This window comes from Thermostichus sp. OS-CIW-30 (assembly GCF_054060215.1).
The window spans coordinates 1-17,444 of the sequence record NZ_JBSSCZ010000029.1; the positions used below are offsets into that span (position 1 = coordinate 1).

18 protein-coding genes are annotated in these 17,444 nt (G+C 57.7%); 8 read left to right on the top strand and 10 right to left on the bottom strand.

Going from position 1 to position 17,444, the window contains the following annotated elements; genetic code table 11:
* Positions 1-243 precede the first annotated feature (243 nt).
* Both ACVWZF_RS11920 and ACVWZF_RS11925 read right to left on the bottom strand, forming a co-directional pair.
* Positions 244-645, bottom strand: coding sequence for a YraN family protein (locus tag ACVWZF_RS11920; protein WP_011433700.1), 402 nt, complete (start codon positions 643-645; stop codon positions 244-246).
* Between the two features lie 23 nt (positions 646-668).
* Positions 669-791 (bottom strand): hypothetical protein, encoded by a 123-nt coding sequence (locus ACVWZF_RS11925; protein WP_011429573.1) that lies wholly within the window; start codon positions 789-791, stop codon positions 669-671.
* A 391-nt stretch (positions 792-1,182) separates the two neighbouring features.
* Here ACVWZF_RS11925 and ACVWZF_RS11930 point away from each other — a divergent pair, with 391 nt between their 5' ends.
* Together ACVWZF_RS11930 and ACVWZF_RS11935 are read left to right on the top strand one after the other, a co-directional pair.
* A complete protein-coding gene (locus ACVWZF_RS11930) occupies positions 1,183-1,806 on the top strand; it encodes a TMEM165/GDT1 family protein (RefSeq protein WP_011433699.1) in 624 nt (207 codons plus the stop codon).
* Between the two features lie 88 nt (positions 1,807-1,894).
* Positions 1,895-3,088 carry an RNA-guided endonuclease InsQ/TnpB family protein gene (locus tag ACVWZF_RS11935; protein ID WP_011433698.1) on the top strand — a complete coding sequence of 398 codons (1,194 nt, stop codon included), beginning with the start codon at positions 1,895-1,897 and terminating at the stop codon, positions 3,086-3,088.
* Positions 3,089-3,106: 18 nt separating this feature from the next.
* Here ACVWZF_RS11935 and ACVWZF_RS11940 read toward each other — a convergent pair whose 3' ends face one another.
* The 3 genes from ACVWZF_RS11940 to mgtE all read right to left on the bottom strand — a co-directional run bounded on the left by ACVWZF_RS11940 (position 3,107) and on the right by mgtE (position 5,611).
* Positions 3,107-3,808: an MgtC/SapB family protein gene (locus ACVWZF_RS11940; protein WP_011433697.1), complete on the bottom strand. Its 702-nt coding sequence runs from the start codon at positions 3,806-3,808 to the stop codon at positions 3,107-3,109.
* Between the two features lie 27 nt (positions 3,809-3,835).
* On the bottom strand, positions 3,836-4,039 hold the full coding sequence (locus ACVWZF_RS11945) for a DUF7219 family protein (protein WP_238376758.1): 204 nt from the start codon (positions 4,037-4,039) through the stop codon (positions 3,836-3,838).
* A gap of 192 nt (positions 4,040-4,231) precedes the next feature.
* Positions 4,232-5,611 (bottom strand): magnesium transporter, encoded by a 1,380-nt coding sequence (gene mgtE / locus ACVWZF_RS11950; protein WP_457395948.1) that lies wholly within the window; start codon positions 5,609-5,611, stop codon positions 4,232-4,234.
* Between the two features lie 923 nt (positions 5,612-6,534).
* On the opposite strand from mgtE, the gene wecB reads away from it, so the two are divergent.
* From wecB to ACVWZF_RS11970, 4 genes are all read left to right on the top strand, one after another.
* Positions 6,535-7,671, top strand: coding sequence for a non-hydrolyzing UDP-N-acetylglucosamine 2-epimerase (gene wecB, locus ACVWZF_RS11955; RefSeq protein ID WP_011433693.1), 1,137 nt, complete (start codon positions 6,535-6,537; stop codon positions 7,669-7,671).
* A 178-nt stretch (positions 7,672-7,849) separates the two neighbouring features.
* Positions 7,850-8,425, top strand: coding sequence for an ureidoglycolate lyase (locus ACVWZF_RS11960; RefSeq protein ID WP_041437468.1), 576 nt, complete (start codon positions 7,850-7,852; stop codon positions 8,423-8,425).
* A gap of 794 nt (positions 8,426-9,219) precedes the next feature.
* Positions 9,220-10,335, top strand: coding sequence for a cell division protein FtsZ (gene ftsZ, locus ACVWZF_RS11965; protein ID WP_011433691.1), 1,116 nt, complete (start codon positions 9,220-9,222; stop codon positions 10,333-10,335).
* Between the two features lie 69 nt (positions 10,336-10,404).
* Complete coding sequence (locus ACVWZF_RS11970; protein WP_011433690.1) at positions 10,405-11,382, top strand: D-alanine--D-alanine ligase family protein; 978 nt, start codon at positions 10,405-10,407, stop codon at positions 11,380-11,382.
* Between the two features lie 42 nt (positions 11,383-11,424).
* On the opposite strand, the gene ACVWZF_RS11975 is transcribed toward ACVWZF_RS11970, so the two are convergent.
* Positions 11,425-11,922 (bottom strand): hypothetical protein, encoded by a 498-nt coding sequence (locus tag ACVWZF_RS11975; RefSeq protein WP_011433689.1) that lies wholly within the window; start codon positions 11,920-11,922, stop codon positions 11,425-11,427.
* Between the two features lie 170 nt (positions 11,923-12,092).
* Between ACVWZF_RS11975 and bchM the strand changes: the two genes are divergently transcribed.
* Positions 12,093-12,758: a magnesium protoporphyrin IX methyltransferase gene (bchM, locus tag ACVWZF_RS11980; protein ID WP_011433688.1), complete on the top strand. Its 666-nt coding sequence runs from the start codon at positions 12,093-12,095 to the stop codon at positions 12,756-12,758.
* A 140-nt stretch (positions 12,759-12,898) separates the two neighbouring features.
* On the opposite strand, the gene ACVWZF_RS11985 is transcribed toward bchM, so the two are convergent.
* The 4 genes from ACVWZF_RS11985 to ACVWZF_RS12000 all read right to left on the bottom strand — a co-directional run bounded on the left by ACVWZF_RS11985 (position 12,899) and on the right by ACVWZF_RS12000 (position 16,351).
* Positions 12,899-13,627 carry a HEAT repeat domain-containing protein gene (locus tag ACVWZF_RS11985; RefSeq protein ID WP_011433687.1) on the bottom strand — a complete coding sequence of 243 codons (729 nt, stop codon included), beginning with the start codon at positions 13,625-13,627 and terminating at the stop codon, positions 12,899-12,901.
* A 106-nt stretch (positions 13,628-13,733) separates the two neighbouring features.
* The gene (locus ACVWZF_RS11990; RefSeq protein ID WP_011433685.1) at positions 13,734-14,504 is read right to left on the bottom strand and encodes a peptidylprolyl isomerase; all 771 of its coding nucleotides are present in this window, start codon (positions 14,502-14,504) and stop codon (positions 13,734-13,736) included.
* A gap of 76 nt (positions 14,505-14,580) precedes the next feature.
* Positions 14,581-15,336, bottom strand: a complete 756-nt coding sequence (locus ACVWZF_RS11995) for a hypothetical protein (RefSeq protein ID WP_457411555.1) — start codon at positions 15,334-15,336, stop codon at positions 14,581-14,583.
* Between the two features lie 82 nt (positions 15,337-15,418).
* Positions 15,419-16,351: a DUF1517 domain-containing protein gene (locus tag ACVWZF_RS12000; protein ID WP_457411557.1), complete on the bottom strand. Its 933-nt coding sequence runs from the start codon at positions 16,349-16,351 to the stop codon at positions 15,419-15,421.
* 222 nt (positions 16,352-16,573) lie between these two features.
* Between ACVWZF_RS12000 and ACVWZF_RS12005 the strand changes: the two genes are divergently transcribed.
* The gene (locus ACVWZF_RS12005) at positions 16,574-17,434 is read left to right on the top strand and encodes a Cof-type HAD-IIB family hydrolase (RefSeq protein WP_457411559.1); all 861 of its coding nucleotides are present in this window, start codon (positions 16,574-16,576) and stop codon (positions 17,432-17,434) included.
* Positions 17,435-17,444: the final 10 nt, after the last annotated feature.

The following is a 17,444-nucleotide window of genomic DNA, read 5'->3' on the forward strand; positions in this document are numbered from 1 at the left end:
TTTCTCGTTTTGACAAATTGGCCAGGAACTTCTTGAGTTTTCTCTATCTCGTCAGTGCTCTCTTTTGGCTCAAATGAAAGATCAACACAACCTAGGACACTCTAGGACACTGCGTCAGGGTTGTGGAGCAATAGCGTTGCGGAGCAATAATGCGCGGGGCTAGAGGGCTTGTCTCAGCAGCCCAGGCATCTCACCTAACCTGAAACGGCCATAAGCTCCCACAGCATCTCGGATAAGCTTGCCTCAACAAATCTCAAAAGCTGCTGGCAGGTAGTCAACCAAAGCGTAGCTTACCCCTTCCCTGGAGGCCCGACGTTCTATCAGCGCAACATCAAAACGGCAGGACAACTCGGAGAGGTGGGGATGCTGGCTCAAGAAGGCTTGGGCAGCCCGGATCAAGCGTCGCTGCTTGGGGATCCCAACCGCCAAAAGCCCGCCTCGATCCCAGCTACCGGGGCTACGGGTTTTCACCTCTACGAAAATCAGCACATCAGCTTTGTGGGCAACCAGATCCAGCTCGCCCCAAGGGCAGCGCCACCGCTGGGCCAGGATCTGCCAGCCCTGCTGACAGAGATATTGCCGCACCCAGCCCTCGCCGACGTTGCCTGTATTCTGGAGGGAAGCCCTTCTGGGCAAGGGATCCATAAAAAAATCACCAGCGCCCGGCTCTAATGAGCAGAGCCATTGCCGTGATACTTGTCGGTGTCGTAAAAGCCGTTGCGGGTGCCGAAGTAGAAACTTGCCAGAGAGAGGACAAGAGCAACCCCCACCAAGACTAACTTTGCATCCACGTGGTTTTCCCCTGATTTTCTCCTCAACCGTGATCATAATAGCCTGCCGCTCCTTCACAATCCTCTGGTAAGCGATGCGCGGCACTGATATCGGCCAAGGCACAGCAAGTCTTGGGGGATCCCATCGGAAATGAACTACTCCCACTGGGAGCTCAGCATGCTACCATTCAGACGGAAAGGGAGTAGTCAGGCGGCTTACCGCCCTCTGCATCGACATACTGGCTAAAAACAGCCCGGTGCAAGAGACAAAGCAAGCCCGGCAGGCTGCTTTGGTGACGAGACTTTCACTGAGTTCACGCGGAGGTGAGCTTGGTGAGTCCGTCTGACTTTCCCAGCCTTCACCTCTAGGTGTGAACCGATTCCACACACAAGAGAGGTTGGAGGCTAGAAAATGTGGGCCGGTTTTTTATCGAGTTTGCTGCTGGTGACGGTAGCGGAATTTGGGGACAAAACCTTTTTTACCCCCTTGATTTTGGCGATGCGCCACCCACGCCGCTGGGTTTTTCTGGGGACATGGCTGGCTTTAGCGATGATGAACCTGCTAGCGGTAGGAACCGGGCAAGTGCTTTTTAAGCTACTGCCACCCTTGGGCGTGCGGGTGCTATCGGCTGGGGTTTTCGCCGTTTTTGGCTTGAGAATGCTCTGGCAAGCGTGCAGAATGCCACCTCAACAGGCATTACCAGAAGAAGAGGAAGCCCTCAGACAAGTGATGCAGGCAGAAGCAAAAGGAGTTGGCCGCGGGGGGGTTAGGGCCATCGTCTGGGAAGCCTTTAGTTTGATCGCCCTAGCCGAGTTCGGGGATAAAACCCAGATTGCTACCGTTTCCCTAGCCGCCACCCATCCGGGATTCAGTGTCTGGGCGGGGGCAACCCTGGGTCATGGTCTGATGGTGGGGCTGGCGGTGGTGGGAGGTCGTTTTTTAGCAGCTCACATCTCTGAACGCGCCGTGCATTGGGTGGGGGGCGGCTTATTTCTGGTGTTTGCGTTGCTGACCGGTTGGGAGTTGGCAGGATGAGGGATCAGCTAGAAATCGCAGGAGCCCCGCACTGTACCCGTAGGGTCAGTGCCGGGAGGAATGCGCTTTGATGAAGTACAATGGACTTATGAGCCAAGTCCTGACCATATCCTGTAAGCTCAAGGTGTTCCCGTCACAAGCCGCCAAATTGGACGCGACGATGGATGTCTTTGTGCAGGCATTGAACTGGGTCAACCAGAACACGCCGGAGAAGATCGTCAACGCGGTCAAACTGCAATCCCTTTGCTACTACGAGATTCGAGCCCGGTTCGGCTTGTCCAGTAACTTGGCTCAACAGGTGTGCAGACGGGTGGCGGGCGCTCGCAAAGTGGCGAGACAGCGCAACCGTCCAGTTAAAGAGTTCAAGCGTAGGTTCGTTACCTACGATGCACGTATCTTCTCATTTCGCGAGAAAGACTGGACGGTGTCGCTGACCACGGTGAAAGGGCGAGAGCGCTTTGAACTAGCCATTGGCAACTACCAGCGTGGGATGCTGGCTGGTTCCAACCCAAAATCTGCCACCCTGGTCAAGCGGAAAGACGGCTCCTACTACATCCAGATTTGCGTAGAGAAAAACCCGCCCAAGCAACAAGATACCGACAGGGTGATCGGGGTGGACTTGGGCAGGACGGATATCGCCCATACGTCAGAGGGGGACAACTGGAATGGACAGCAGTTGAACCGAATCCGAGACCACTACTCCAAGCTGAGGGCGGCACTCCAACGCAAAGCCAGTAAGGGCACCCGCAGTTCGCGGCGCAGATGCCGTCAACTGTTGCAACGGCTGTCTGGCAAGGAGAGACGCTTTCAGGCGTGGGTCAATCATCGCATCTCCAAAGCTATTGTCTCTAGGGCAAAGGCGACAAATAGCGCTCTTGCTCTGGAAGACTTGACAGGGATTCGGGAAAGGGTCAATCAACAGCCACGCAGCAAGACAGAGCGTAGGCGGGCAAATAGTTGGGCGTTTTATCAACTCCGTCAATTTTTGGAGTACAAGGCTCTGCGTGCGGGGGTTGCTCTGATTCTTGTTCCGCCTGCCTACACGTCGCAGACCTGCCACCGGTGTTTGCACATTCATCCCGACCCTGCGCAATCCTATCGCAGTGGAAAGAAGTTTAAGTGTGGACACTGTGGATGGGAAGGGGATGCGGATTTGAATGGTGCAAACGTAATTGCGCTCTTGGGGGCTGCCGTAAACCAGCCTGGAGGTCCGGGCCTGTTTTGTTCTCTGGTAGGGCAGAGCAGGCTCAGGGCTACTGAAAGCCCGCTCCGTACCGCTTAGCGGTCGGAGTCGGGTAGTTTACCCAAATTCCTGTTCGATGATCCGCCATCGGGCAGTGATCACGCCTGGCTCTAGGCTGAGGCGGCTGACGACAAGTTCCAGGGCTTGGTCGTCGCGGGTCTGGGTGACTAGCTCTGCTTCGACTTTGACCAGATTGGGCTTGTCCTCCAGGTCTTCGCTGTAGAGGGCACGCAGTTTGAGATGGGTGGGAGCTATACCCTGCAGGAGCAAGGCGCGGATGTGGGCCTCTGCTTGGCTTTTGCAGATGAACGAACACTCATAGACCAGTTCCAGTTCTGTGCCTTTCAAAGGCTGCTGGTTGATGCGGTAGCCCAGTGGACGCAGCACAACGTTGGAGATCAACACAGCTGCGGCCCCAATGGCAGCTTGGGGAATGTACCCCGATCCGGCAAAGGCTCCCACCGCGGCTGCACACCAGATGGTGGCGGCAGTGTTCAGGCCACGGACGCTGGCTCCTTCCTTAAGAATCACGCCCCCGGCCAAAAAGCCAATCCCCGATACCACTTGGGCCGCAATACGGGTCGGGCTGCTTTCATCAGGGGTGAGAACCGAGAGCATGACAAACAAAGCTGCACCCGTGGCCACCAGGGTATTGGTGCGCAAGCCGGCCATGCGCTGCCGCCACTGTCGCTCCAGGCCAATGAGGGATCCCAGGACAAAGGCAACGGCCAAACGCAAGGTGAAGTCAATCCAGGTCATGCTCCGGTTCTCGTGAAAGGATAAAGTTTAGCCATCCTCATCTGGGATCCCAAGGGCAGTGGCTTCCTGTTGCAAGGTTTGCCAGAGGGCTTCCAGTTGAGCAAAGGCGGATTCTGGGGCCAGCTTACCACCTGTTTCTAAAGCACAGGTTATGCCCACCCGATAGGCATACTGCTGCAGCCGTGACCGAAATTGAGCAGCAGCCAAGGGAGATAGAACTTTCAAGGTCATGGCACACCTCCTAAATGTTTGCTGTAACCCTTCGTTGGTCAAAGGACACCTCGTAAAAGTGCTCTGCGCCGCCGTCGCGATGGCCTTGTGGCGAGACTCTGAAAGGCTGATTTCTCAAGAAGGGCTGGATTATTCGTTCCTGGAACGCGCTTTGCCGGTGAGGTGCCCCCTGGATCCAGCGCCGGCGCAGCCCTAGAGCTCCACTTCAACCCCGACTAGCCAAGCCACCAGGGTGAAATACACCCAGAGGCCGGTGAAGTCTTTAATGGTGGTGATAAAAGGATCCGCTCCCGGAGCGTGGTCAAAGCCCAGCTTTAACATCACCCAGGGCAAAATGGCGCCCAAGATAGCCCCCAAAGTGAGGACAATGGCCAGAGCCAAGCCCACCGCTAGACCCAATTGTGGGATCCCATTCGGTGCCCCCTGCCAGAAGTAGGCAATCACCCCAGCCGTGGCCCCCAGGATCGCACCGATAATGCCACCAATGCTGGCTTCCCGCAGCAAATAGGGGAGAAACTGCCGCACGTTGATGTGGCCCCAAGCCAAGCCACGGGCAAAGATGGTCGTAGATTGGGTGCCGACATTACCGCCCATATCCATGACCAAGGGGATGAAAATAGCCGCTGCCGTCACTGCTTGCAACACTTCCTCAAAGGTTTGGATCACTCCCCCCACCACCATGCCGCCAATCAAGGTGATGATTAAAAACGTGATGCGCAGGCGGACGGCATACCAACGGGAGCCTTTAACCAGGCGCTCGCTCCAAACCTTGTCTCGGCTGAGCAAGTTGCCCACCCCTGCTTGGGCCAGAGCAGCATCCGTAGCCTCTTCTTCCACCAAATTGATCACATCTTCAAAAGTGATGTCACCCACCAAGCGCCCTTCCGTATCCACCACCGGAATAGCCGGCAAGCCCGAATCCTTGAGCAAACGAGCTGCCTGGAGATCCCGGTCGGTAACCCGAGCAAAAGTATCCGATCCCTCAATCAGCTCCCGAATGGGCAAATTCGGATCTGCTTTCACGAGGCGCACGGTGCGAACCAAACCTTTGTAGAACCGCTGATCGTCCACCACAAAAATCACATCCAGCTCATCGTCTCCCAGTTGAGAGTCCCGCACGCTGGCCAGAGCAGCCCCGACGGTGATGGTATCTCGTACCGACAAGTAGCGCAGGTTCATCAGCCGACCGGCACTGCGCTCTGGATAACCCAGCAAGATATTCACTGCTTCCCGAGCTTCTGGGCTGAGGTTGGCAATGAGGCGCTTGGTTACTTTGGCCGGCAACTCCTCAAACAGACGTACCCGCTCATCAGGTGGCAGAGCTTCTATGAGCTGGATCACTTCTGGGCTTTCCATGCTGCGAATGAGATCGGCCTGCTCTTCGGGCCGCAGATACTCAAACACTGCAATGGCTCTGTCTTTTTCCAGCAAGCGAAAAGCCAGTACCCGCTGCCGAGGTGAAATCTCCATCAACTGCTGCACCAGCTCGGCAATGGGAGCGCGGTTGGCCTCTCGCTTGGCGGCTTCCAAGGAAGCAGGGGTTAGGAGATCGCGAAGAACGTTGTGCCGCATGATAAACCTCCGAACGTTGGGGTCAGCCGGGATGAAGAGAACCAGGAGGTCAACAGCCAACCGGTGCTCCGAGGCTCACAGGGAAGCCCTGAAACCCTTGGATGGCCGCGCAGCAAGCCGTAGGTCTAGCGCCAGGCCTCCAAGCCCAGCTTGGATCGCAAGCGCCCAAGCCGATAAGAGGGACTCCAAGGGATCCCCAGGCCTGCGGAAACCCCAAAACCCACAACGGGAAAGTCAATGGGAATCCCCTCGGAATTACTCCTGATCTCCCCTTTTCTGAACAGGGCTGCACAAACCCATTGCTCAGGTAAGGCTCTGCTCAGCTCATCTGTTCGTCGCCGACTGAGAGAGCCACCCAAGTCAAAAGCTAGCCGGGAAAACTCTCCCACCCCTTCGCGTTGGCGAAACGGGATCCTCTCAAGCGACGACAGAAGCTGTCAGCGGGGAAAAGGAGGACACCAGTAAGAGCCCAATCTTCAAGAACGTGCTCCTCGAAGACCATCCACTGGTGGCTGGCGCTACAACTACCGGAAGCGTCCATGCTGCTGAACGTTTTCCTCCAAAAAGGTTAACCGAAACAACCCGGACAGCCAGAAGAGGATCTCTTCAGCTCCCTTTAGGCTAGTTGCAGGAGTGGGATCCCGTCAACCCTTTTTCTCCAGCTCATCCGGTGAACAATTGGTGGGGCAGCTGGAGGGGTAAGATCGGGGTGAGCAGCAATAGCCCCCTTGTGGTTCCTCTCGTCTCGACATTGCCCTCAGCCTGACTCAGCAGAGTCTACATCTCGGTGGCTTGCGACCTTGAGCAACCCACGCCCTTCGCCGCCTCTGTTTTGTTAGTGGTTTTTGTTAGTGGTTTGTTGGTGGCCTTGCTTCAATGAGCTGCGCTTCCCATCTTCTACAGGTGCCGATGTCCTTGAGCTTATGGCCTCTCTTCCCCTCGTTGCCGTGATCTTGGGCACACGGCCCGAAGCCATTAAGCTGGCCCCGGTGATCCAAGCTCTGCGTGCCAGTCCCCATCTGCGCACCGAGCTGATCTTGACCGGACAACACCGGGAAATGGTGGATCAGGTGATGCGGCTATTCGGTCTGCAAGCGGATCGGGATCTGGCGATCATGCGCCCCCGCCAAAGCTTGACGGACATCACCGAAGCCACCTTGCGGGGCCTGGAACTCTACTTTCAAGAGCAACATCCTCAACTGGTTTTGGTGCAGGGAGATACCACCACCGCCTTCGCTGCCGCCTTGGCAGCTTTTTACCACCGGATCCCGGTTGGGCATGTGGAAGCCGGACTGCGCACCGATGATCTCTACAATCCTTTCCCCGAAGAGGCCAATCGCCGCCTGATCTCCCAGTTGGCCAGCCTGCACTTTGCCCCTACCCCCCAAGCCGTTGACAACCTGAAGCGAAGCCACGTGGTGGGATCCATCCATTGCACCGGCAACACTGTCATCGACGCCCTACTGCAGGTGGCCTCCCAAGGGATCCCCTGCCCCATTCCCGGGCTGGACTGGCAGCGCTACCGTGTCCTGCTGGTTACCTTGCACCGACGCGAAAATTGGGGGGATCCCCTAACCGCCATCGGCAAGGCTCTGCTGCAGATCTTGGCCGAGTTTCCCGATACCGCCCTTCTTTTGCCCCTCCATCCCAACCCCTTGGTGCGGGATCCCCTGCAAGCCCTGTTGGGATCCCATGAGCGGGCTTTTCTCACTGAGCCTCTGGACTATCCCCTCTGGGTGAGCGCCATGCAGCGCTGTACCCTCATCCTCAGCGACTCCGGCGGCATTCAAGAAGAGGCCCCTGCCCTGGGCAAACCGGTGCTGGTGCTGCGGCAGACCACCGAACGTCCTGAAGCGATTGCTGCCGGCACCGCCCGCCTGGTAGGCACACACCCCGAAAAGATCCTGAAGGCAGCCCGAGAATTGCTCACAGACCCACAAGCCTATGCCCGCATGGCCCAAGCCCAAAACCCCTTTGGCGATGGCACTGCCGCCCGGCAAATTCGCCACATCATCGAGCGGTGGTTTAACCCGCAAAGCCCTCGAGAAGAACAAAGTTAAGAATTAAAAGTTAAGAATTAAATAAGAATCAAAGATGTATAGGCCGTTACCGGGAAAACCGTTTCTTTACCTATTGCTCTCAATAAGACAATTAATCTCAATAAGACAATTAATTAAGATAGAAAGCCTGACTCCAATCCAATTGACCCCAGTCCAATCAAGAGCGAGGATGCAAACCATGAGCACGACTGCAACTGCCACCACCGTTGTCCGGGTGCCGATTGTGGATGCCACCCCAGAAAATGTGCAACCCTTCGGCCAACTTATAGGGGACGATGTGGCCAATCCTGGGCTGGGGATCCCCTTTTATCAGGGGCGTGTCCTGGAAGGACAGAACATCGACTTTCAATACACCGGCAGAGCCGTTATCCGTACGGCTAAGATCCTGCCCGGATATCCACCTGTGCTCTGGCTGGAGCGCCACATGCGTATGACCCAGTTGTTTGTCGGCCTGGGGCAAGAGCCGTTCATCATGGTGATGGCTCCTCCCAACCATCCCAAAGCAGCTCCCGATCTCGACAAAGTACAAGCCCTGCGATTCCCTGCCGGGCATGGGCTGCTGCTGCACCTCGGCACGTGGCACGATTTCCCCATTGCCTGCGAGCGCCCCGTTGTGGTGCTAACCGCCAACTCCGAAGAAGTGGTGGAAGCCCTGGCCAGCATGGAAGATGCCCACGAAATGAATCAGGGAGATGTATTCAAAATTTCCCTCCCCCAACGGCTAAAAGCGGAGATCCACCTAGAGCTGGTGTAAACTACCCGACATCAACCGCTAGGCGGTACGGAGCGGGCTTTTAGTAGCCCTGCAGTTGGCAAGCCAACCACGAGCCTCTGGGGTGGTTTACAGCACCCCCAATCGACCGTTACCAGTGCCTTAAACAACCGTTTCTGGTGTCCGCAGCATTATTATAGCATTCCTCCCGACATCGACCCTACGGGTACAGTGCGGGGCTCCTGCAATTTCTAGCTGAATGCAAGTCCGGATCCCTGAATCTCTACAGGATGCCAAAGCCTCAGTTCTACAAAGTGGCGCTCTATCAGCCTTTGGCTGGATAGGGAACTCTTCGCCTTAACTGGGCCTTAACTAGGGCCAGACTCTTGTACCGAAACCTCCCTTTGGACCCTTCTTCCCCTGCAAGGGTCTAAGTATTCGAGAACACCTATTCTTACACACAAAAGCTTCGAGACAAGTTCAGAGAGAAATGCCTCTAGGCAAGAAAGGCTACCTGAGATTCTGCCAACAGGCGTCTTTAGGAGGGCCGTATTCAGCGGGAAGATTCACAAACGTCGGCAGCGTTGGCATCTGGAGGGAGTTGCTCTATATTAAATCAGCTAGCATATTCGATATTTGCCAGAATTTAAGTTATTGTGAGAGCTGACATGCCATCCAATTGGTCAGACATCCATCCTCTCAATCCTGGGCAAGGGTTGGGTTCAGCCCAGTCTGCGCCTTCCCATTGGAATGAGCGCCACAGGGGAGAAGGCTCTCATGCCGAGTATGAGAGGAACGGATCTCAGACCAGAGCGGCGGATCGTCCAGAGGACTTCATGCCGAGCAATGCCGCAAAGATTAAGGTTGTAGGCGTGGGGGGTGGGGGTGGCAACGCGGTCAGTCGGATGGCGGCCAGTAACCTCGTGGGCGTCGAGTTTTGGAGCGTCAATACCGATGCGCAGGCCCTTGCCCAGTCCTCGACGGTGAACCGCTTGCAAATTGGGCAGAAGCTGACTCGAGGCTTGGGTGCAGGTGGTAACCCGGCCATTGGCCAGAAAGCTGCAGAGGAATCCAGCGAAGAAATATCGGCAGCCATCAAAGGGGCAGATCTGGTCTTCATTGCCGCCGGCATGGGGGGAGGCACGGGCACGGGTGGAGCACCCGTCATCGCCCAAATTGCCAAAGCCAGTGGTGCCCTGACGGTGGGAGTGGTGACACGGCCTTTTTCCTTTGAGGGCAAACGCCGCAGCAAGCAGGCCGAGGAAGGGATCCAAGCGCTGCGGGAGGCAGTTGATACCCTGATTGTAATTCCCAATGACAAGTTGCTTTCGGTGATCTCCGAGCAAACCCCTGTCCAAGAGGCTTTTCGCGTTGCTGATGATGTGCTGCGGCAGGGGGTGCAGGGCATCTCGGATATCATTCTCATTCCCGGCATGATCAACGTGGATTTTGCCGATGTGCGCAGCGTGATGGCCGATGCCGGCTCTGCCTTGATGGGGATTGGCATGGGATCCGGCAAGTCCCGCGCCCGCGAAGCCGCCATTACCGCTGTATCTTCGCCGCTTTTGGAAACCTCCATCGAAGGGGCTAAAGGTGTCCTCTTCAACATTACCGGTGGGCCGGATTTGTCCTTGCATGAGGTCACGGTGGCTGCCGAGATCATCGCCGAGGCAGTGGATCCCGAGGCCAACATCATCTTCGGCACCGTCCAAGACGAGCGCATGCAGGGGGAAGTGCGCATCACGGTCATCGCCACCGGTTTCCAAGAGAAAGCCCGTCCAGCCGCCATCCCTGCTGCAACCAAAGTTTCTGCCTCCAACAGGTCGGGGGTTCCCAAGCCCACTCCCACGGGCTCTGGGCTGCCGCCTCGACAGCCTCCGGAGCCTGAGCCGCCGATGTCTGGAGGCTTAGATATTCCCGAGTTCTTGCGCCGCCGACGGCCCCCTTCGTAGGGTAGGGTGAAGGTATGCTGGTATCTTGGTGCCGGTTGTTGAGGGTGGGGAGTGCTTTGGGGTTAGGCCATGAACATTGTTGTCTTGGCGGGGGGGCGTTCGGCAGAACGTCAAGTCTCTTGGGTAACGGGTAAAGCCTGCAAACGGGCTTTGGAGGACCTGGGCCATCGGGTCAAGGTAATCGACCCAGATGAGGATCTGCCTCTGCGCCTTTGGCAGGAACGGCAAGCCGGCTGCGACTTCGTTTGGATTGCCTTGCATGGCCCTGGTGGCGAGGATGGGGTGGTACAGGGAATGCTGGACTGGCTGGGCCTGCCCTACCAGGGATCCGGGCCGCTGGCCAGTGCTCTGGCCATGGATAAGCTGGTCTCCAAGCAGATCTTTCGCGCCGCGGGGATCCCTACCCCCGATTGGCAGGTTTGGGATGACCAAAACCCCCTCACTTGGGCCGACTGTGCGGCAGAGTTGGGATCCCCACTGGTGATTAAGCCCAGCAACAACGGCTCGACGGTGGGCATCAGCATTGTCCGGGATGAGAGGTCATTTGCTCAGGGGCTGGAGTTGGCCCGCTCGGTCTCGTCGCGGATTTTTCTGGAGCGCTATGTTCCCGGAAAGGAGATCACCCTCTCGATCTTGTCCGGCCAAGTTCTTCCGGCCATTGAGATCATCCCCGCCCAAGGCGACTTCTACGACTACGAAGCCAAGTACGCACCCGGTGGCTCGCGGCATTTGATCCCCTGTTCCCTCAGCCCGGCAGGGTTGGCCCGCTGTGAGGCGGCAGGTCTGAAGGCCTACCAGGCGTTGGGGTGCGAAGGCTTGGCGCGGGTGGATCTGCGGGTGGATCCCGAGGAAAATCCTTGGGTGTTGGAGGTGAATACACTGCCCGGCATGACCCCCACTTCCCTCTGTCCCGATGCGGCGGCAGCTCTGGGGTGGACGTTCACCGAGTTGGTGGAGCGAATGCTGCAGGATGCCTTGCAAAAAGCCCAATTGACCGGATCCCGGCATCCTCAAAGTTCATCGGCGACTCTCGGCAACGCTCCCTGAGGCTTTTCCCAAGACAAGAACAAGAACCTTTACCCAGCTCTTTCAGAGAAGGGCAACCAGCAAAAGAATCACCCCAATTCCAACAATCAGTACAGCTCCCCCCAGCCACACCCAGGAGATGCGGGACCTGCTGCCTATGTCGGTTTTCCCGACAGGATTCTCCGGCGCAGGTTCAGGCTTTGAGTTGACCGAATCCGGGGCAACAACTGTTAGATCCTGCAACAAGAAGTCGCCTTTTTTTTCCAACAGAACTGTGGTTTCTTCTGAGGCCAGCAGCGGGTTCAACAAGGGGGCCGTTTGCTCCCACTCGTATTCAGAATGTCCCGACTCACGCCCGTACACCGTGACCTGCTCCAAGCCGGGCAAGCCCAACACTCTGAGCTCCGCCTGCACCCGTTCCATGAGATGGGGGTAGTCCACTCGGGCCGAGGAGGATCGATTCAGAAGAACATGCAGATGACCTTGGCGGCGTTTGACCGCAATTCTGACCGGGGCAGCCAACCGAGCCTGCAACGCTTGGGCAATCTCAGCTTCGGTCATGGTGCAGCATCCAAGGTGTGCGGGCTAATTCTAATACAATCCTAGAGCAACCGTGCAGAGGGCTACGGGGGCTCGGGGTAGAATGAGATGCGCATGGGCGAAGAAATGCCGGGTCTCGACAGAGCAGGGCGTTCCTCTTTTCTCTCGCCGGATCCCTAGCTGGAAGTTCTATGCAAGAGAAAACCATTGTCCGCGATTACTTCAACTCCGTTGGCTTCGAGCGCTGGCGGCGCATTTATGGTGAAGAAGAAGTCAATTTCGTCCAAAAAGACATCCGCCTTGGCCATGCTCGCACAGTAGAGACGGTGTTGCAGTGGTTGGGGGATCCCTCGGGTTTACGCATTTGTGATGCCGGATGCGGGGTGGGCAGCCTCAGTTTGCCCTTGGCCACCAGAGGGGCGCAGGTGTTCGCCAGCGACATCTCGGAACAAATGGTGAACGAAGCACGCCGCCGCCAGCAAATGGAGTTGGGATCCACAGACAACCCACACTTTTGGGTCTCGGATCTGGAGGAATTGACGGGGGAATACGATGTCGTCATCTGCCTCGATGTGATGATCCACTACCCTGAAGCCGAGGCCCTGCGCATGCTAAAACACCTGACCTGCCTGGCCCAGTCCCGCCTGATCTTCAGTTTCGCTCCCAAAACCCCCTGGCTGACGCTGCTGAAGAAAGTGGGAGAGTTCTTCCCCGGCCCCAGCAAAACCACCCGCGCCTATCAACACCGAGAGGCGACCTTGGTGAGCCAATTAACCGAATGGGGCTGGAAAGTGCAGCAGCGACAAACCATTCGCAGCCGCTTCTACTTTGCTTGGCTCCTCGATCTGGTTCGGTGACACTCGATCTGGTTCGTTAAACGGGAATGAAACATTTTCGTCTAGCTCCCCTCTCCCTCTGGCAGCGAGGCTGGGAGTAGGGGCAGCAGCGTGGAATGCTTGGGGAGTGTCTCAATCTAGTTTAAAAATGACTATAACGATCAGCTGAGGTTATCCAGTTGCTCCAGCAAATCGGGATCTGCCAGCTTTTGTAGGGCAAGCCGCGCGTCATCCCGAACCCCCCAATCGGGATCGTGGCGGGCGCTGGTCAGCAACTGCCTTGTTAGCATTGCGTAAACGGCGGGATCCTCGAGAGCCAGTTTCACCTGTTGCCCCAGGATCCCTAAGCTCCAGGCACAGTTGCCGCGTACCGCCGCGATTGGATCTTGAGCCAAGCCCCGGCAGAGAGCTGCGACCACCTCATCCAATGCCGGGCCGGGCAACGCCTGCGCCTGAGCCAATTGTCCGAGGGCACTGGCAGCCCACAATCGCACTGCCGCGATATCCCCGGCCAACACTTCCAGCAACACCGGGTAGGCGCGCGGATCCTTGGCATTGCCCAACGCCCACACCAAACCTTTGCGCACATAGCCGTTCCAATCCCAGCGCAAGCCCTCGATCAGCACCTCCACCTCAGCGGGATCCGGATTCCGACCTAGGGCATAGGCTGCTCCCACCCGCACCAACGGGCAGGGATCCCGGACTAGGGCCAGCAGGGGTTTAACGGCGCGGGGTTCTTCGATCTCACAGAAGGCGCGGGCCGCCTGCATCCGCAAATAGGGATCCGGATCCTGCAACTGCTGCAGCATCAGCTCCACATCCACCTCCGGCGGTGAGTGAGGTGGCAGCTCGTCTAGGGGCTCAAGGGGGGAAAAAGCGTCTTCTTGCATGAAAGGGTGCCCAGGTGTTGGCGGAGGGGACGGGGGCAAAACTTGCCCTTCCCCAAGGCAAAAGCCAGAGCCACAACAACCAAACCAGCAGCAGAGTTGCTGCCCATCATAAACTGCCGGGATCCTCCATCTGATCTGCTCTTTCCGGTTGGGATCCCGGCACCCTAAGCAAGTCCGCTCCTTCCAACACCCGCGCCGAGCGGATCACATCTCCCACCTGGATGCGCTCCACCCACTCCATCCCCTCGGTGACGTAGCCGAACACGGCATAGCGCCCGTCCAAAATCGGCAGAGCAGAGAGGGTGATGTAAAACTGGGAAGAGGCTGAGTCAAGTGGGCTAGAACGGGCCATGGCCACCGCCCCCAAACGATGGGGCAAGAGCAACTTACTCAGAGCAGCGGGATCCTGGATCAAGGTGTTGTAGCGGGGGTAGGGTTCCCCACGCAGCTGAATTTCCAGGGGGATGGTGCGCAGGCGGTTGCTCCCCGGCTCTGTTGCACCCCCTGTACCGTCACCACGGGGATCCCCACCCTGCACCACAAAAGGCTGCGGATCCTTTTCCACCCGATGGAAGGTGAGGCCATTGTAAAAGCCCCGCTGAACCAAATCCACGAACTGGCCGCCGGTCAGGGGTGCCGCTTCCCCGTGGATCGCCAAGATCACCTTGCCTACCCCCTCAGCAGTTTGCACCTCCATCTCCACCACTGCCTTCCCTTGCAGTTGCGGGCGGCTAGCATAGGCCGCCGGGATCCCCGATGGGGATTCTGACAAGGGGGGTGTACTGCGACAAGCCAACAGCCCGAGACAGAGGTATCCCAGAACTAAGCCCACTCCCACTCTGCAGCGGCTCATTCGCCCCAGCTTGGCGAATTTCATCTGCCCCTTCTCCTTCAATCCAATCTCCCACCCTCCAGGCGCTGCTCAACCCAGCAGGGATCCCCATCCAGGTGATTCAGATCCGCTGCGACAGCCCCAACTGCAAGGTGACGCTTTGAGCACCATTGCTCACCCTCACACCGTAGGGGCTGATGGAGGTAACCCGCCACTCTGCTTTCACCGCATGGCCAACAGCCACCTGACGTACTACGTTGTCGATCAAAATCAGGGCCTTGGGGGCACCTGGATCGTGGATCAATCCCACCAGCTTCATCTGCGGCAGAGGCTGGGGTGGGATCCGCGCTGGCACCGGAGGCGCAGGTACCCTGGGGGGAGAGGGAAGACCAGCCCCTCTTGAAGCAAGAGGAGCGGCAACAGTCGGCGGTTTTGCCGGTTCGACCAAGACAGCCTTTGCAGAATCCTCAGGTGGAGCTTTGGGGTTTTCATCCACATCAGCAGCAGTGGGAAGCAAGGGCTCCTGGTGAGCATCGGAATGGGAAGATTTGGGTGCCTCAGCCAAGGGATCCCGAGTGGCCTGCGAAAAAACCACCGCCCGCGGGCGCAGGGTCATCCAAAAAGCCAGCCCTGCCACCAAGGTAGCGGCCAAAGCCATACCCATCAGTAATCCTCCGGCAGCAGAGAAGCGCCGGGAAGGCAGTGGGGGCCGTGTGCCGAGGTAAGGATATTCGCCGGCTTCTGACAGCCCCTCTTCCAAGCTGTTCTCCAAATCCTCGAACAGCTCATCCAACAGAGAATCTGCCTGCTTAACTTGGCCAGACCATGCCCAAGGGGAACGACGGCCTCTGCCCGCTGAAGCATCTAACCCGGACATACAACCTCCCTAGCCTGAGCGGCGGGGATCCCGAGGAGTTGAGACACTCAGCCAACAGTTGCCGTCTATCGCCCAAAGGCTCTCAAAGGAGCCGCATTTCCGGGTACTCGGTCAACAGCGCCTCTGCCGACAGGGTGTCTCCCTCCAACTGCGGCGTCCACAGCACTTCGATGGCCACAATCCGATCTGCCGGAATCGAAGCCAGCTGCAACAGGCACTGCCGCAGATCCGCCATGGAGTTAACTACAGGTAGTGTACCCAAGTTACCACGATACGCAACCAGTAGAGTTACCAGCAGGTACTCGCCAACATCTGGGATCCCAGCAGCAGATCGCTGCAGCGCCGCTTGGGAGACTTGTTGGATCTGGTTGTTGCGGTTGCTGAGGCTTTCGACGCTGAACTTGCTCCGTTCTTGTAAAGAGGCTTGATAGAACAGGGATTCGGCGCGGGAGAGGGGCAGCTTCTCCGCTTGGGCATGGCCATAGGCCCAGTAGTCGCTGTAGCGCATCAAGCCAAGGGTGACCTCTTGCAACAGTTGGCTCAGCCCTTCTGGCGACTGAGTATCCGCCTCCAGAGCCAGGGCGTTCATGTCTTTTTGCAGTTGCCGGGCGCTGGCCAGCAGTCCCACTTTTACCTGCGCAACAGTTACCTGGGGATCGCGAACCCCAATGCTATCGTCCCCTTCTTCGGATCTGATCCCCGAGCGCAGCGTCTGCACCAAAAAGCTACCTGCCCCAACCAAGAGCAGCAGCGTCAGCAGGCCGCCACCCCCCCCTCCCCAGAAAAAGGGCACCAGCAGCGGAAAACCAAAGCCGCCTCCATAGCTGGGGTAGACAGGAGCTGAGTAGTGCGGGCCAATCGAGCGGGGGGCAGAGAACGTCGGAGACCGGAAAGATCCGCCGCCAATGCGACCGCCACTGCGTGCCCAAACAGCGCCTACGGGAGCCAGGGCCAAGGTCAAGGCCAGGGCAATGGCCAGCAGAGGCCGGCAGACGCGACCGATTCGTTTCAGCATGATCACAATGTTTTCGTCCATCACGGGGCTAGTCTTTCTTAATTCTACGCTTTCTCGTTGGCGGGAATAGGGGCGGAAACCGATCCCCCACCCGGCCATCTCACTTGTTCAATTCTTCTGTGTTGATTCTTTGTGTACTGAGCCGGCCAATGACCGTCAACCAATCGAGGCAGAGCCATGCTACGGTCTGGAAGGTTGCCAGGAGGAGGGCAAACAACAGCAATGCAAACTCAGGCTAACGTCCAAGTCGAGGAAAGAGAGCGGGCATCTTCTCCACCCCGTGCCCAGATTCGGCTGTTGGTGGTGGATATCGATGGCACGATTGCCGGGCCTTCCAACCAGGTTTCAGAGCCGGTTCGGGAGGCCATTCAGAAGGCCAAAGCAGCAGGGGTGCGAGTAGCCATCGCTACGGGTCGCATGCATCGTTCTGCCGAGCGGTTCCACTACGCGATTGGGGCCGATATGCCCCTATGCAGCTACCAGGGGGCTTTAATTCGGGATCCCGATAGCCAAAAGACCCTAAAGCACTGGAGCCTTGACTGGCCGCTGGCCGAGGAGTTGCTGCAAGTGTTGCAGGATCAGCCGGTGGGGGTTCACCTCTACATCGATGACCAGCTCTATTTGCGGGAGCTGAGCCCCCTCAGTCAGGCTTATGCTGAGCGCTCGCAGGTGCCGTTCCAGATGTTCTCTTCCGCCCAATACGGACGAAGCCCCACCAAGATCCTGGCTGTTTCTGAGGATACCGAGTTCCTGCAGGAATTGCAGGGATCCCTGCGGCGGCGGTATTCCCCTGACCAGCTCTACCTCACCCGTTCAGAGCCGATTTTTCTCGAGGCTACCCATCCGGCGGTGAACAAGGGCAATGCCGTTCGTTTTTTGGCGGAGGAAATGCTGGGGTTGTCGGCGGAGCAGGTGATGGCCATTGGCGATGGCGACAACGACATTGAGATGATTCAATACGCCGGGATCGGGGTGGCGATGGGAAATGCCTCGCCTGCTCTGTTGCCCCATGCCGACTGGATCGCCCCTTCTGTAACAGAAGACGGGGTGGCGGCGGCCATCGAGACCTTCATCCTCAGCTAGGCAGGGATCC